This window comes from Cytobacillus sp. MT66, assembly GCF_058792595.1.
Genome location: NZ_JBXAFB010000001.1, coordinates 76,215 through 91,742, shown reverse-complemented (window position 1 = coordinate 91,742; position 15,528 = coordinate 76,215). Strand labels below are relative to the sequence as shown.

13 protein-coding genes are annotated in these 15,528 nt (G+C 41.1%); 5 read left to right on the top strand and 8 right to left on the bottom strand.

The window, feature by feature from the left end:
• Positions 1–31 precede the first annotated feature (31 nt).
• The 5 genes from AC1Q59_RS00415 to AC1Q59_RS00395 all read left to right on the top strand — a co-directional run bounded on the left by AC1Q59_RS00415 (position 32) and on the right by AC1Q59_RS00395 (position 4,920).
• Complete coding sequence (locus tag AC1Q59_RS00415; protein WP_492363788.1) at positions 32–1,141, top strand: GerAB/ArcD/ProY family transporter; 1,110 nt, start codon at positions 32–34, stop codon at positions 1,139–1,141.
• Entirely contained in the window at positions 1,116–2,369 is a 1,254-nt protein-coding gene (locus AC1Q59_RS00410; RefSeq protein WP_492363787.1) for a Ger(x)C family spore germination protein, read from the top strand. The genes AC1Q59_RS00415 and AC1Q59_RS00410 overlap by 26 nt, the downstream gene beginning before the upstream one ends.
• 2 nt (positions 2,370–2,371) lie before the next feature.
• Complete coding sequence (locus tag AC1Q59_RS00405) at positions 2,372–2,530, top strand: hypothetical protein (protein WP_492363786.1); 159 nt, start codon at positions 2,372–2,374, stop codon at positions 2,528–2,530.
• Between the two features lie 268 nt (positions 2,531–2,798).
• On the top strand, positions 2,799–4,556 hold the full coding sequence (locus AC1Q59_RS00400) for a SulP family inorganic anion transporter (protein WP_492363785.1): 1,758 nt from the start codon (positions 2,799–2,801) through the stop codon (positions 4,554–4,556).
• 31 nt (positions 4,557–4,587) lie between these two features.
• The gene (locus AC1Q59_RS00395; protein ID WP_492363784.1) at positions 4,588–4,920 is read left to right on the top strand and encodes an ArsR/SmtB family transcription factor; all 333 of its coding nucleotides are present in this window, start codon (positions 4,588–4,590) and stop codon (positions 4,918–4,920) included.
• A 59-nt stretch (positions 4,921–4,979) separates the two neighbouring features.
• Here AC1Q59_RS00395 and AC1Q59_RS00390 read toward each other — a convergent pair whose 3' ends face one another.
• Genes AC1Q59_RS00390 through AC1Q59_RS00355 form a run of 8 tightly spaced genes read right to left on the bottom strand, consistent with a single transcriptional unit; the run spans position 4,980 to position 15,511 of the window.
• A complete protein-coding gene (locus AC1Q59_RS00390; RefSeq protein ID WP_492363783.1) occupies positions 4,980–5,963 on the bottom strand; it encodes an ABC transporter ATP-binding protein in 984 nt (327 codons plus the stop codon).
• Complete coding sequence (locus AC1Q59_RS00385) at positions 5,956–6,936, bottom strand: ABC transporter ATP-binding protein (RefSeq protein ID WP_492363782.1); 981 nt, start codon at positions 6,934–6,936, stop codon at positions 5,956–5,958. The genes AC1Q59_RS00390 and AC1Q59_RS00385 overlap by 8 nt, the downstream gene beginning before the upstream one ends.
• Before the next feature lie 15 nt (positions 6,937–6,951).
• A complete protein-coding gene (nikC, locus tag AC1Q59_RS00380; protein WP_492363781.1) occupies positions 6,952–7,869 on the bottom strand; it encodes a nickel transporter permease in 918 nt (305 codons plus the stop codon).
• Between the two features lie 15 nt (positions 7,870–7,884).
• Positions 7,885–8,907, bottom strand: a complete 1,023-nt coding sequence (locus AC1Q59_RS00375) for an ABC transporter permease (protein ID WP_492363780.1) — start codon at positions 8,905–8,907, stop codon at positions 7,885–7,887.
• Positions 8,908–8,917: 10 nt separating this feature from the next.
• Positions 8,918–10,531: an ABC transporter substrate-binding protein gene (locus tag AC1Q59_RS00370; RefSeq protein WP_492363779.1), complete on the bottom strand. Its 1,614-nt coding sequence runs from the start codon at positions 10,529–10,531 to the stop codon at positions 8,918–8,920.
• A 34-nt stretch (positions 10,532–10,565) separates the two neighbouring features.
• The gene (locus tag AC1Q59_RS00365) at positions 10,566–11,705 is read right to left on the bottom strand and encodes an S-methyl thiohydantoin desulfurase family protein (RefSeq protein WP_492363778.1); all 1,140 of its coding nucleotides are present in this window, start codon (positions 11,703–11,705) and stop codon (positions 10,566–10,568) included.
• Between the two features lie 25 nt (positions 11,706–11,730).
• A complete protein-coding gene (locus AC1Q59_RS00360; RefSeq protein WP_492363777.1) occupies positions 11,731–13,467 on the bottom strand; it encodes a hydantoinase B/oxoprolinase family protein in 1,737 nt (578 codons plus the stop codon).
• Positions 13,448–15,511 carry a hydantoinase/oxoprolinase family protein gene (locus AC1Q59_RS00355; RefSeq protein ID WP_492363776.1) on the bottom strand — a complete coding sequence of 688 codons (2,064 nt, stop codon included), beginning with the start codon at positions 15,509–15,511 and terminating at the stop codon, positions 13,448–13,450. Before AC1Q59_RS00355 ends, AC1Q59_RS00360 begins: the two co-directional genes overlap by 20 nt.
• Positions 15,512–15,528: the final 17 nt, after the last annotated feature.

Here is a 15,528-nt window from a genome sequence, read left to right as displayed (position 1 = left end):
CACCTAACACCTTTGTATTAGGAGAATGCAAATGGAAGAGTCAAAAGGAAAGATTGGAATAAGGGAATTCATCGCCATATTATTGCTGACCATCGGTCCTAAATATGGCGATGATACTCCGGCGATTGTTTTTAATTTAATGGGCCATACTGCTTGGATGTCACCCATAATTATAGGTGTGATTGCAGTTATTCCGCTCTTCTTCCTATATAAAGTATTATCCGCTTACGAAAATAAAAACTTATCTGATGTCATTAATCTTTTATTTGGAAAAGTGTTCGGCTGCATCATTCTTTTCATTTTATGGTTATTTGGGTTAGGTGCCATCTTGTTTGACACGGCTATCTATACGAACATTATCTCAACCATGTACTTTAAAAAAACACCAACCATTGTGATATACGCGGCCATGATGGTTGTATGTGCCTACGGGGCAAAAAAAGGTCTTGAACAGATTGGATCGGTTGCCTGGGCAACTCTCTATTGGATCAAAGCATCTCTTGTTGGTGTCTTAATTATTATTTTTGCTCAGGGTATTCCATCTTTTATTTTCCCGATATTTGGACCCGGAGAATGGAAGGTAATAAAAGAAAGTGCTTATTTAACTTCTTTATATAGCGATCTTATGTTCATAACTCTTATCTTTTCCTATATTCGCAATAAAAGGGATTATAAAAAAGGAACAGCTATTGCAATGACCATCATTATTGCAGAGCATGTCTTTGCCCTCATTGGCTATGTCATGCTATTTGATTACATGGGTGTGAAGGAAATAAACTTTCCATTCCACGAAGCAATCCGCTATATTGAGCTAGGGTTTATGGTCAATGTGGAAACGTTTTTCTTTCCATTATGGGTGATCAGCTCTTTTATTAGATTTTCTGTTTATCTTTATTTGTTAGCCATACTTTTTGGAGCAATATTTCGAATCAAAGAATTTGAATATACCATTCCGATTCTTGCCGCATTTGTTTTATTCGTTGGCATGATTCCGGAAAATCCAACTTTCACCATTTTCCAATTAAGAGAAAATCTATTACATCTGCTTACCCCTGTTTTTATCTCTTTCCCCATTTTACTTTGGGTAATAGCTAAAGCTAAAGGAGTATTTAGAAATGAAAAAACAGATACTTCTAATTAAAATAGTTTGCTTACTTCTTCTCACCCTTCCTTTAAGCGGCTGCTGGGATAAAAGAGAAATTGAAAAAAGGGCTTATGTCATTGCGATGGGTTTAGATAAAGGGAAGGATGGCAATTTAAAGGTGTCCTATTTGATTATAAACCCGGAGTATGGCAGCCAACAAGGAGGCAGCAGTACAAACGAGCCCGCTAACGAAATTATCACCTTTGAAACAGGCAGTATCATTACGGCAGAAAGTAAAGCAAACATCGTTATTGCAAAAGAAGTTTCCTATGACCTGTTAAGAAATATTATTGTTTCTGAAGAGTTGGCAAAGACAAAAGATTTTCTTCGGTGGATGTATGATTTGACAAAGGAAAAGGATATTCGCAGGGATTCATTTTTTATTGTTACAAAAGAAGCAGCCAGTGAGTTTATTTTGAATAATAAGCCGAAACTGGAAACAAGGGCCCATAAATATTATGACATCATTATTAGACGGAATATCGAAATTGGCATCATTCCATATTCGGATCTTCATAGATATTATCGGATTACAGAGGCGGATGCTGACCTTTATTTAGGGATTTATGCTACAACCGTACATGAGGAAAAGAATAACGATGCAGAAAAAAGTGATGATATCATTGCAGGACAAATGGAAACAACTGGCCTGACAAATACAACCCAGTTCATAGGGTCTGCGCTATTTAAAGAAGGAAAGATGATTGGAAAGTTAACTGGAGAAGAAACAAGGTTCACCTATTTATTAAATAATACAGAAAATGCTCAGGATATGGTGTTGAGTATACCAGATCCCATTAATGAGAAATATCAAATAGCACTTAGGATAATAAAATTAAAAAAGAATGTTATAAAAATTGATACAAACACTCGCCCTGCAAAAATAGATGTCACAGTGCCAATGATCGTTGATGTGTTATCTGATCATAATATGGTTAACTATGCCAATGATAAAGAGAAAAGAAATTTATTAAAACAGCAGATCAAGGTAAGATTTACAGGAAAAATGATGGAACTGGTAAAAAAAACACAGGATGAATATAAAGGGGAACCGTTCGGCTGGTCACTCGCCGCAAGGAAAAAATTCGCTACTATTCCTGAATATGAAAACTTTGACTGGATGAAATCCTATCCAGACATGGATGTAAATATTAATGTAAAGATTCAATTCGGCGAATTCGGCAGACAAAGCAGACTGCCAAAATATCAGGATGTGAGAGATTAAAAATGACAGTGATCATCTGGATTTGCCTAATCATTCTTCTTATCTATACCATCGGCTTCTCCCTTTCACTTTGGAGGGAAAAGAGCAGAGCAGGCTCTATTGCCCTCATAGCACTTGCAGCAGCCACTGTCATTAGTGCATTTTTTGGTGTCCTCAAATGAGCAACATCTTTAGGAGAATTTTCCTTTAATGGGGTGTGCAGCCACTTTTAGGCTGCCACCCCTAATTTTACTTGCTTGTCCGTTTCTTCAGCTCTAATCAATTAGGTTGTTAAATATTTTTATATACCACAACTATTCTTTTAAAATTTTATGATTTATATCACAAACCCCCTTTGACATCAAGGGAAAAAGGGTGTAAATTCATTTCATAGTATATTCAAATAATCAGATATACTAAAATATGATTATATGAAAAGAAGGGGTATTTGTGCAAAACAAGTGGTTCTTTACTGGGCGTTATAAGAATTATTCGCTGCAGAGCTTCCAAAAGGATCTTTTATCAGGCCTTGTTGTCGGAGTCATTGCGATTCCTTTAGGAATGGCTTTTGCTATTGCTTCTGGAGTGAAGCCGGAGTATGGGATCTATACGACAATCATTGCTGGAATTCTTATTTCGCTTTTGGGCGGTTCCAAATTCCAAATTGGCGGACCGACCGGGGCTTTTATTCCCATTCTATTTGGCGTTGTGATCACCTATGGCTATGAAAATCTGCTAATAGCAGGTTTTATGGCAGGTATAATTCTTGTCCTTATGGGGATCTTTAAGCTGGGAATTTTAATTAAATTTATCCCAAGACCTGTGACAATCGGCTTTACAACTGGGATTGCCGTTATTATTTTTACAGGTCAGGTGGCCAATTTTCTTGGGTTAAAAAATGTTGAGAGCCATGAAGAATTTCACAAAAATGTAATGGAGCTTGTCAGTCATTTTTACACAATTAATTTTTACAGTGTCTTAACAGCAGCCATTTGTTTGTTTACCATAATTTTAACACCAAAGTTTTTCCCGAAAATTCCTGGACCGCTAATTGGCTTGTTATTATCAACGATTATTGCGGCCATTTTCTATCCTTCTCAGGTTGCGACGATTGGTTCTACATATGGAGAAATTCCAAATACATTGCCAAGCTTCGCTATTCCAGAGGTTTCTTTTGAAAAAGTGGTACAGCTGATCCGCCCTGCTTTTGTTATAGCCATCCTTGGTGCCATTGAATCTTTGTTATCTGCCGTTGTCGCAGATGGGATGACTGGAAGCAAACACCATAGCAACCGTGAGCTTATCGGCCAGGGGGTGGCAAACATGGCTGCCCCGCTCTTTGGCGGAATCCCTGCAACTGGTGCAATTGCTAGGACCGCAACGAATATAAAAAACGGAGCAGTTTCGCCGATTTCTGGGGTTATTCATGGTATGATGGTATTGGTTATCCTTGTCTTATTTGCTCCATATGCATCAAGCATTCCATTGGCAAGCATGGCACCTATTCTAATGGTGGTAGCCTGGAATATGAGTGAAAGACATGTGTTCCTTCACGTGCTGAAAACTAAAACAGCCGATTCCTTTGTACTTGTTGTTACCTTTTTATTAACGGTTTTTATCAATTTAACCGTGGCTGTTGAGGTCGGTCTTTTATTAGCGGTTGTGCTCTTTACCAAACATATGAGCGAAATGATTGTTACAGCTAAGGCACTGCCTGACCCAAATACTAAAAATGAAAAAATGAAGACCCATGTGGTATCAGAATCACGTGATTGCCCGCAAATTAGTATTTTTAATGTGGAGGGCCCCTTATTCTTTGGTGCGGCCCAGACGTTTTCACAAACCATATTAAATACGATTAATTATAAACCAAGAGTGCTGCTTCTAAGGATGAGCAAAGTCCCTTTTATGGATACAACGGGTGAAGCTTCCTTGGCGAGCATTGTGAAAGATTTTTCCAAACATGGAACCGTGATTATCTCAGGGATTAAGCCTCAGCCAATGAAGGTTCTGCAAAAGACAGGATTATACGATGTCATTGGGAAAGAACATTTCTTCGAACATACTGGGGAGGCCCTCGGTTTAGCTCTAAACTATTTAAATAAAGATAAGTGCCTAGGCTGCAAGCATTTCGCTTTCAGAGAATGTGCCGCCCTATCTGAACAAGGCAAAGTCCGAGCTTCAGGCGAAAAGGCCCTTACTTCATAAAAGCTTTAGTATACAAAGAGAGGTTAAAAAAATGAACCTTGAAATGCAAAAATTTAAAGCCGACTTTTTTAAGGCTTTAGCCCATCCGCTTCGCATTCGGATATTAGAACTTCTGGCGGAGGGAGAAAAAAGTGTCAATGAAATACAAACACTCGTCGGGAGCGAAGGTTCAGCAGTATCCCAGCAGCTGACTGTCTTACGGTCAAAAAACATTGTTACTGGGACAAAAGACGGAAATCGTGTCATTTATTCCTTAAGAGACCCGATGATTGTGGAACTTCTAAACGTTACCAAGCAAATCTTTAACAACCACCTTGTGGATGCCATTAATATGCTGGATAAAATCAGTGAGGAAGACAATTAAAAAATTAAATCGAAATAAAAAGTGTCTGGGCACATCTAGTACCAGACACTTTTTTTGCCTTATTTCACTGTTTCCTTCATTAGTTCATTCGCCAAATGGCAGCGAACAAACTGGCCACTCTGAATTGCCGATAGCTCTTGTTTTTGCTGGCATTCTTTTCTTGCATGGGGGCACCTGGAGGCGAAACGGCAGCCTGCAGGTGGATCAACGGCTTTTGGCATTTCCCCTTCAAACATGGAAAGGCTGAACGGGCTGTCCTCATCCATAGTCGGTATAGATTTAAATAGCAGCTGTGTATATGGGTGTGCTGGATGGCTGAATATTTGCTCGACATCGCCAATTTCAACAATCTCGCCAAGATACATAACCGCAACTCTTGAACACATATGCTTAATGACACTTAAATCATGGGAAATAAAAAGATAAGTAAATCCCTTTGTTTTTTGCAGGTCTTTTAACAGGTTTAAAATTTGCGCCTGAACAGACATATCCAAAGCAGATGTGGGCTCATCCAAAATGATGAATTTTGGATTAAGGGCGATTGCTCTGGCAATTCCTACCCTCTGACGCTGCCCTCCGCTTAATTGATGCGGATACCGGGAATAGAAATCCTCTGATAAACCAACTTCATGCAAAAGCCGTTTCGCTTCCGCTTCCCTATCTTCTCTGCTTAAGGATAGATGAGTCTTCATCGGCTCTTCAATGATCGCGCCAATAGTCATCTTTGGATTAACAGACCAATATGGATCCTGGAACACCATCTGAATGTCCCGCCGGCTTTGCTTTTCGTCTGCTTTATTCAATTGAAATAGATTTTTATTTTCAAATCGTACCTGGCCGTCAGTTGGTTTATAGGAACGGAGGATGGTACGGGAAATGGTGCTTTTTCCGCATCCAGATTCTCCTACTAGACCAAAGCACTCCCCTTTTTCTATCGAAAGTGTCACATCGTCAACCGCGTGGACGAATTGCTTTTTTCCGAAAAGCCCAGTACGGACAGGAAAATATTTTTTTAGACCTGAAATTTCAATTAGCTCAGACATGCTGCGGCACCTCCCCGATCGGATAATAACAAGCCGCTTTATGCTGGTCCTCAAATGTGGTCAGCTTCGGCATTCCCTGTGTATGGCATGCTGACTGAGCATTTGGGCAGCGATTAAAAAAGGGACAGCCTGTCAGTGAACGATCAATGATCCCCTCGATGACCGGAAGCTTTTCTCTTGTCTCATGAAGTCTGGGGATCGCATCCATCAGCATTTTTGTATAAGGATGTTTTGGGTTTTTAAAGACTTTCTTTGTTGGTCCTGTTTCCACAACATGCCCGCCGTACATAATAACGATGGTATCTGCAATATGAGAGACAACACTAAGATTATGGGTAATAAATAAAATGGATGTGCCGCTTGATTCCTTCATCTTATTTAATAAATAAAGAATTTGCGATTGAATGGTTACATCCAATGCTGTTGTAGGTTCATCAGCAATCAATAATTTCGGCTGACAAGCCATTGCCATCGCTATCATTACACGCTGGCGCTGGCCTCCGCTTAATTCATGAGGATATCTTTTTAAAAGGCCTATAGGATCTGGAAGTCCGACAAAGGACAAAGCCTCGATAGCTTTTGCTCTCGCCTCTTGCTTCTTAAGCCCTAAATGTTTTTGGATCATTTTAATCATTGGTTCACCGATGGCAAATACCGGATTAAGCGAGGTCATTGGATCCTGGAAAATCATTGTCATTGATTTGCCGCGAAGTTCCTCCATTTTTTTTTCGGACATTTTGATGAGATCCATCCCATCAAAAAGAATGGATCCTTGTGATAAGCTGGCTTTTTTCGTTGGGAAAAGCTTCATAATCGCTGAAGCCGTCATTGATTTTCCAGAACCGGTTTCCCCGACCAATGCTATGGTTTCACCACGATTTATCGCGAGATGCTCTAGATCCAAAGCGGTAAATGTTCCGGAGCGTGTTTCAATTTCAACCTTGACGTCTTTCATTTCTAATAGAACATCCACTGGATTTACCCCCTATCAATCTCGAGTTTTTGGATCTAAATAATCTCTTAATCCATCACCTAATAAGTTAAAAGCCATAACGGTAATAAAAATAAATAAACCAGGGAAGGTCACATACCACCAATGGGTCAGGAAGAAGTTTTTCCCGATATTAACTAAAAGGCCCCATTCAGGCAATGGCGGCTGGGCACCCAATCCTAGGAAACTTAGTGATGCCGCTGTTAGAATGATCGATCCAAAATCCATAGAAATTTGAACAATCACCGGAGCCAAACTATTTGGGAGAATATGACGGATGATAATTTTCCATGATGGCACACCCAACCCCTTGGCTGCTTCAACAAATCCGCGTTCCCTCAAGGATACAACCTGTCCTCTTATTAATCTTGTATACCAGGGCCACCAGGAAATAGATATAGCAATCATCATATTGGTAATGGAGGGCCCTAATAAGGCAGCGATGGCAATGGATAATAATAATGGCGGAAAGCTTAGAAAAATATCACAAATACGCATGATTGTTTCATCCAGCCATCTGCCAAAATAACCGGCGATAAGGCCTAAAGGAATCCCGATTGCGACCGCTAGCCCGATGGCAATTAAACCAATCTGAAAGGAAATTCTTGTCCCGTAAATTACTCTGCTGAACAAATCCCGGCCTAATTCATCCGTGCCAAAGAAATGCTCGGAGCTTGGCGGAACAAATTTCTTCTCCAAATGCGTTTCAGTTGCAATATCACCTGGGTACGGAACTATGATGGGTGCCAAAATAGCGATAATCAGTAAAAAAGCAATAATAACAAAGCCTAAAAAAGCGAGTTTATTTGTTTTAAAGAAATACATCCATTCATTGAAGGCTGCACTCTTTTTTGCCCTTTTTTTTATATATGTCTTCTCCGAAGCAGGAGGAGTAACATTTGGATTGGCATTCATGATTTTGTCTCCTCCCTATTCCGCATTTACCTTTATTCTTGGATCCAGGACAGCTAAAAACATATCAACAAGGAAATTGACCAAGAGATAGGCAGCCGTTACAAAAATAGTTATTCCCATAATAACCGGATAATCAGATGATAGAATGGCTTTAGAGGTATATAATCCTAAACCAGGCCAAGTAAACACCGACTCTATTAAAAATGTTGTTGTAAGTGCATATGCAAATGTCAGTCCTAGAGATGTCAAAGTTGGCCCCATGGCATTTTTCAGCGCATATTTAAAAGTTCTTGAAAGATTTGAAAAACCATAAGCTTTCGTTACACGCATATATTCTTCCCCGATAACCTCCAGCATGGAGGAGCGGGTCATTCTTGTCACAACTCCTAAAGGAAAAGCAGCCATTGTCAGCATGGGCAGAATAGAATGCATCAAGGCATCTTTAAAAAACATCCAATTTCCCTGCAAAAGTGAATCCAGTAAATTGGAGCCGGTAATGGTTTCAATCGGATACAGCAATGCAACATCAGTTGAAACCCTTTCACCCAATGGGAACCAGCCAAGAGTCTGAAAGAAGATTAACTGGAGAATCATCGCAAGCCAGAAGGTTGGGATGGATACCCCTCCAATACTAATTCCTCTTGCCAAATGATCAACCCATGTTTCCTTTTTAATGGCTGTTAGCACTCCCAATGGAATGCCGATGATGACAGCAATCAGCATGCCGCCGAGAATGATTTCAAGGCTTGATGGCAGAAAGGTTAGAAGTTCTTTTAAAACAGGCTGATGGGAAGTAATCGATACTCCCCAATCCCCTGTAAACAGTCCTTTTATATAGGAAAGATACTGAATATATATTGGCTGGTCCAATCCTAATTCAATTTTGGCTGCAGCAATCTGTTCAGCCGTTGCCCGCGGCCCGATCCAGCGGGCCGCAGGTTCTGACGGTATAACTCTGGCGATAAAAAATGTAATGAGTGATACACCGAATAATACAAATATTCCTAGTAACAGTCTGCGAAGAAAAAAACGGATCATGTGTTATCACCTATTTTTTAAATGTATCGTGAGAAAATACAACATTTGGATATGCTGGATTGTCCTCATAACCGCCCAAGCTATTGTCAAGAACACGAACATATTTTTTATCATATAAAGAAATTCCTGGTGCTTCATCAAATAAAATTTGCTGTGCTTGTTTATAAAGTTCAATAGCCTTGTTCCTGTCAACACCAGCAATTTTCTGTGCTTCGTCAACAAGCTTGTCATACTGTTCATTCTTAAAGTAGGCAAGGTTAAAGACTACTTCTTCTTCAGATCCATAAAGGTTTTTCATGAATGAATATGGATCTGCATAGTCAGGCCACCAGTACATGAATAAAATGTCCTGACGATCTGCTGGGTTTGATGATTTAGCCAAATCCCACTGTGCTTCCCAAAGCATTCCTTTTATCTCTAAATCAAAGCCAATTTTCGCTAATTCAATTTTCATCAATTCAGCAATTTGACGTTCATCTTCGTCACCGGATAAATAAGTAAGTGTCAGCTTTTTGCTATCAACACCAGCCTCTTTTAAAAGCGCCTTTGCTTTATCAAGATTGTATTCGAATTGCGGAAGATCCCCGCTATGACCCCAAAGTCCTTTAGGAATGTTTCCAAACGATTGAGTGGCCGAATCTCCTAATATTTCTTTAATGATGCTTTCATATGGAATGGCATATCCTAATGCTTGGCGAACCTTTGGATTATTTAACGGTTCTTTTTCTGTGTTAAATTGCATCACTAATTGCTGGAAGCTTTCTGTTTCTGCAATGGTAAGATTTTCACTGTCTTTTAAAGATTTGATTAATTCGTTAGGCATTTGAGAGATGTACTGCAGCTCTCCAGCCTGTGCCATCTGCAGACGGGTATTTGCTTCTGGAATCGTCTTAAAGGCAACCTTTTGATAATTTTCTGCCTTCCAGCCTGCCCAATATTCATTAAAAGCTGTAAGAATCAGCTGACTTCCTCTTTCCCATTTTTCTGGCATATAAGGCCCTGTACCTGCTGAGTTTCCTTCATTAAACCAATCTTCGCCGCCATTTTCTTCTGCAGCTTTTACATCAAAAACGAAGGCGGCATATCCGCTGGACACAATCGTATCAAGGGCAGCCGGGTATGATAAAACAAATTCAAGCGTATACGTATCTTTTACATTAATTTCTTTAACAGGATCCCAAATAAACGCAGCCCCTTTTCCTCTTTCAATCGTACGTTCAAAAGAAGCCTTCGCGCTTTCGGCAGTCATTTCATTACCAGTATGGAACTTCACGCCTTCTCTTAGTTTAAAAGTCCATGTTAAGCCATCATCTGAAACTTCATAGCTTTCTGCTAAAATGTTTTTGAATGTTTCTGTTTTCGAATCATATCTTAGCAATGTTTCGTACATATTGTTCATCGCAACAATTTCGTTTGAGTAACTGTCGCTTGGATCCCAGAAAGTCATGATATCATCATGATAGCCATATATAGCTACACCGCCTTTTGGCTGCCCTTCTTCTGATTTTCCATTAGAATTTTCGTTACCTTCGGTTGAACTGCTGCTATTTCCGCTGCATGCCGCAAGAAAGACCAGCAGGCTGAGCGACACTAGCAAGCTCCAAATCTTTTTATTCCCTTTCACTGTTCCAACCCCCTATTTTTTTACGCCAGGCTATCTATATAATTAAATTCCTTGGCTTTTTAAGATTTTGATACGTGTCTGTTTTCAGCCCGATATATTCGGGGCCAAAAATAGCCAAGCCTTTTTCCGATTCCCAGACCTTTGGCGCCGGAAATGTTAATACAGCGACCTCCATACCTGCTTCACAGGCCGGATTAAGGATAGGTTTGCCTGTTTTTAGATCAAGTACAGAAATTAATTCAGGAATAATCGCGATCAATTCATTATTCCTTTTCACAGACATATGTTCGTTTCTAAACCATAAGGAGATCCGATCCTCACCATCAAATGATTCGATATGAACATCTCCTTCAATAAATCCAATGACATCTTTCCATTCAGCCGAGGTGATTCTTCCTTTGATCATCAGTTTTCCATTTCCAGCCTTGCAGACTAATTCAGCTGGGGATTCCCCTTTTTCATATGCTGTCCGCATTGCTTTTCCTGCCGCTTCAGACTTCGAAAGCGTGCGAGGAACAACAGATTGTTTTAACTGTCGGCCAGTGACGGGATGGTCACACATTCCAGCCAAATTGCCTGATGAAATAGCAAATGAACGGGCAATCGCTTCAGCCCTGTCATGGTTGGCAACAGACTGAACAATGAGGACATCCCCATACCTATTGGCTAAAGCAAATGGTGCAATCGAGATGTCGAAAATATTAAAGGTTGTATGGGCGATATCGGGAACTGCTCTGCCGGCAGGATCCGCATCAATAAGCGGGATGCCAAGTTCGGCCGCTGTTTCCATTGCCCAAGCGATATTTGCTCCGAGCTCTGTAGCAATGACAGCATCTAATTTTCTCCCGAATGATTGCTCAAGTGCCCTAGCAGCAAGAACGGAGACATTTTCATTGCTTGCTGGCAGTTTGTTTAGTTTATCCATTAATTCCTTCTTTGGCGGGGCAGCAGAACCTACATAGTATGGAGAAGCAATTAGCCACTCGTCTTGTGCTTCATCTAAAGGTACAAGCTGTATTCGTTTGCCGCTCGTATAAAGTTTATTTATAATCTGAAGTCCCTCTTCAAGATTTCCGCCTCCGCCTGTCCCATATATACAGGCTCCGTATAACATGTCCTCTGCTTCCTGCTGTGATAAGGTTTTCAGGTAAAATCCCCCTTTTATAGCTCTCAAAAACTTGTAATTCCCCTCATTCTCCCTATTTCATGCGTTCCTGACGTTCCTTCGTCAATCCTTTAATCTCATAAGCAGCATCATCAATAATGACTCCAAAAATATTCTTCGCCTGCTCAACTGTAAAGAACTGGTTTTTTACATCTTCAAGGACCTGGCTGATATCTCGGTCAAGCGGATTGCCGTACCCTCCGCCGATTCCGGTGACAAGCTTCACCACATCCCCCTTATTAAGCGGATATCTGGCATAGACGCCAAATGGCCCATCGACGGTGCCATCGCCCTTTTCAACATAAAACCGGTTTGGCGATCCGTCTTGTCCGCCGTTTAATCCCCATGGCGAAAACTTATTTCTCCCATAGGTAACTGATACGAACTGCCCGTCCGACAAAGCTTTATAGGAACGAATAGCACCAGAACCGCCGATGTATTCACCCGTCCCTGCTTCTTCTGTATTTAGTGAATACTCGTCCACCATCACTCCGTACCTGGATTCAGCAATTTCCACTGGCACATTGTACGTTTCCCCATCGCCAATGCAGAATTGAGCTCGTGCCCCATCTTCTTTGCTGCTGGCTCCCCATCCTCCAACAGAAGGTTCGACAATCAAAAATGGATCGTTTGTATCTGGATGATTACCTGATAGTGTAACTGAACATACAGAAAGGAAGTGACCGGCACCTAATTTTTCTGGAAGAACTTCAGCAAGTGCTTTCCAAACGAGATCTCCTCCGATCGCACTGCTTTCCCAATAGCTTGACATTGGCGCAGGGCGTTCACAGGAAAAGATAGATCCAGGATCTGTGATGACTTCCAATGGGCGGAAAACACCATCATTAATTTGCTGATCATCATTAATGACCGAGAGAAAGACAGTTCGAACATCGGAAACCAAGGTTGTATATGAACAGTTCACAGGACCGGGAACCTGTGGATGACTTCCGCGAAAGTCACAGATGAATCGCTCGTCTTCGATGGTTACTTTTACCTGAACCTTGAAAGGACCGTTGCCTAGGCCATCCGAATCAATATAATCCTCAGCAAAATATTCGCCATTAGGCAGCTGCCTGATCAAATTTTTCGCAGCTTTTTCGCCTTGATTTAATAAAAATTCGCCAGTATGTAAAACAGCATCAAGTCCATATTTTTGGATTAATTCAAGATACCGTTTTTCGCCAATTCTTAAGGAGGCAATCTGCGCCCACATATCGCTCATCGATAACTCAGGATAACGGACATTGGCCTGAATCATCTCCACAAGTGCCTGGTTTAATTTTCCTTCATCAAACAATTTTACACACGGAAATTGCAGTCCCTCCTGATAAATCTCGGTAGCATCATTTGAGAAGGAACCAGGATCCTTGCCGCCGACTTCTGTCCAGTGCGCTTTATTGCCGGAAAAAGCAACAAGCTTTCCTTCGTAAAAAATTGGCAGCACTAGCCCAACATCAGATAGATGAGTCCCGCCCCCTTTGTAGGAATCATTAATAATGATCAGGTCTCCAGGTTTTAAGTTGTCCCTGTATTTCTTTAAGGTTTCTTTGGCCATTGAGCTGATCATACCGATAAAACCGGTAACCCCGTTGCCCTGGGTTAACAGATTTCCCTCTGCATCCGTTATGCCTGTGGCATAATCCAGTACCTCGTAGATAATCGGGCTCATCGATGTCCGGCCTAAGGTAAAGAACATTTCCTCTCCTATTGAAGTCAAGGAATCTTTGATAATCTCTAAAGTGAATGGATCAATCGTTGTCTGCGCCAATTGATTTCCCTCCTGTATAAATGACTAGATTCCCGTATGGATCAACAACAAGCTCCTGTGCAGGATAGAGGAGGATAGATGACATATGATCCTCAACAATCGCCGGACCTTTTATTCTTAAGTCTGGCTTCATGTGCTCACGGTTGTACACATCTGTCATGAGCCACCCTTGATTCTCAAAATAGACCTTTCTGCTATTTACTGGTTCTGCCTGTTTCGTGTCAGTCCGATCGAGCTTCTTCATTTCAGGACGGGTAATGCTGCCAATTGTTGTTAAATGAAGATTGACGATTTCAACTTCTGCGTCCTCAAGTTTAAACGTATAAGCTTTCTCGTGATATTCATGAAAGGATTTAATTATTTCATTGATTGCTGACTCATCCCAATGCCCACCAGGCACAGCTACCTTAACTGTATGCTCTTGCCCCACATAGCGAAGATCAGCATATCTGGTAAAAAGAATATCCTTCTGCTCAATGCCTTCCTTCAGATACTGTTCGCTATTTTGCTTTTCGATCGCTGCCCACATCTCATTAATATCAGCTGCGTCAGTGTCTTTTAATCTCTTAATATAGGTTTGAATAAAGTCAGACCGCAAATCTGTCATAAGCATGCCCCAGGCGGAGAATACCGCAGACGCTACAGGGACAATGACTTTTTTGATCCCTAACTCTGCTGCAAGATATGAAGCATGCAGCGGGCCGCCGCCGCCAAATGCGACCATCGAAAATTCACGAGGGTCATAGCCTTTTCTTACTGATATAAGCTTTAAAGCGTTTAACATATTAGAATTGGCTAACCGGATGATGCCAAGGGCTGCATCTTCAACCTTTAAGTTAAAGGGTTTAGCAATTTTTTCATTCATGACTGCTTTTACTTTTTCTAAATCAACCTCATAATCGAAATTGTCTGCACTAAGACGGCCAGTCAGCAGATTGGCATCAGTGATTGTTGGTTCTTGTCCACCTTTTCCGTACGCCACTGGACCAGGAGAAGCACCAGCTGAGTGAGGGCCAACCCTTAAAGAGCCAACAGAATCGATCCAGGCAATTGAACCGCCGCCATTGCCGATTTCTACGATATCAACAACTGGTACCTTTAATGGATAACCCGCCCATTTCTCTGTTTTTTCGATATGGTAGTCTGTTGTTATTTTCACATGGCCGTTTTCGATTAATGAGCATTTGGCTGTTGTCCCGCCTACATCAAATGCAATGAGGTTGTCTTCACCTATATATTCACCCAAGATGGCTGAACCGAAAACACCTGCCACTGGCCCAGATTCAACCATATGTATTGGACCTTCTTTAGCCATGCTGAATGTAGAAGTTCCGCCATTCGATTGCATAATGTATTTTGGAGAATGTACCTTTTTGTCATTTAATTGCTGTTCTAATTGATTAATATAATTAGAAGCAATCGGTTTAACATAGGCATTCATGACAGCAGTATTTGTACGCTCGTACTCTCGCCATTCCTTGGTCATCTCATGGGATAAGGTAAGTGCAGCCTCGGGCCAAAGCTCTTTAATTTTGTTTGCTGCCTGTATCTCATGAACCGGATTTTTATAAGAGTGAAGGAACACAATTGCTATCGCTTCCACCTGCTCTTTTTTAAAGTCATCGATAATTTCAGCAAGCAGATCAGTATTTAAAGGTGTAATAATTTCTCCTTTATGATTAAGCCGTTCTTCTGCCTCTCTTCTTAGACGGCGTGGGACGATAGGCTTTGGTTTTTGATAGCGGGCATTAAATAAATCAGGTCTGTTTCCGCGGGCAATTTCCAATACGTCACGAAAACCCTTGGTGGTAATCAATCCAGTTTTGACGCCTTTTCGCTCCGTTAATGCATTAATGATCACAGTTGTGCCATGTATAAAGGTGCTGATTTCTCCTAAGTCTATCTTGCTCTTCTCTAATACATTGAGTACGCCCTCTTCAAAATTCGGAGGGGTTGTACTGCTTTTTGAAAAGCCAATTTCACCCGTCTCGGTTACGTATACGAGGTCCGTGAACGTACCCCCAACATCCGTTGAAACTCTCATCCCGTTTTCTCCCTTTC

Bases quoted from the DNA above. Each gene is read 5' to 3' on its own strand.
- AC1Q59_RS00355 (WP_492363776.1), bottom strand. From the start codon at position 15,511: ATGAGAGTTTCAACGGATGTTGGGGGTACGTTCACGGACCTCGTATAC.
- AC1Q59_RS00405 (WP_492363786.1), top strand. From the start codon at position 2,372: ATGACAGTGATCATCTGGATTTGCCTAATCATTCTTCTTATCTATACC.
- AC1Q59_RS00390 (WP_492363783.1), bottom strand. From the start codon at position 5,963: ATGTCTGAGCTAATTGAAATTTCAGGTCTAAAAAAATATTTTCCTGTC.
- AC1Q59_RS00395 (WP_492363784.1), top strand. From the start codon at position 4,588: ATGAACCTTGAAATGCAAAAATTTAAAGCCGACTTTTTTAAGGCTTTA.
- nikC (WP_492363781.1), bottom strand. From the start codon at position 7,869: ATGAATGCCAATCCAAATGTTACTCCTCCTGCTTCGGAGAAGACATAT.
- AC1Q59_RS00410 (WP_492363787.1), top strand. From the start codon at position 1,116: ATGAAAAAACAGATACTTCTAATTAAAATAGTTTGCTTACTTCTTCTC.
- AC1Q59_RS00375 (WP_492363780.1), bottom strand. From the start codon at position 8,907: ATGATCCGTTTTTTTCTTCGCAGACTGTTACTAGGAATATTTGTATTA.
- AC1Q59_RS00415 (WP_492363788.1), top strand. From the start codon at position 32: ATGGAAGAGTCAAAAGGAAAGATTGGAATAAGGGAATTCATCGCCATA.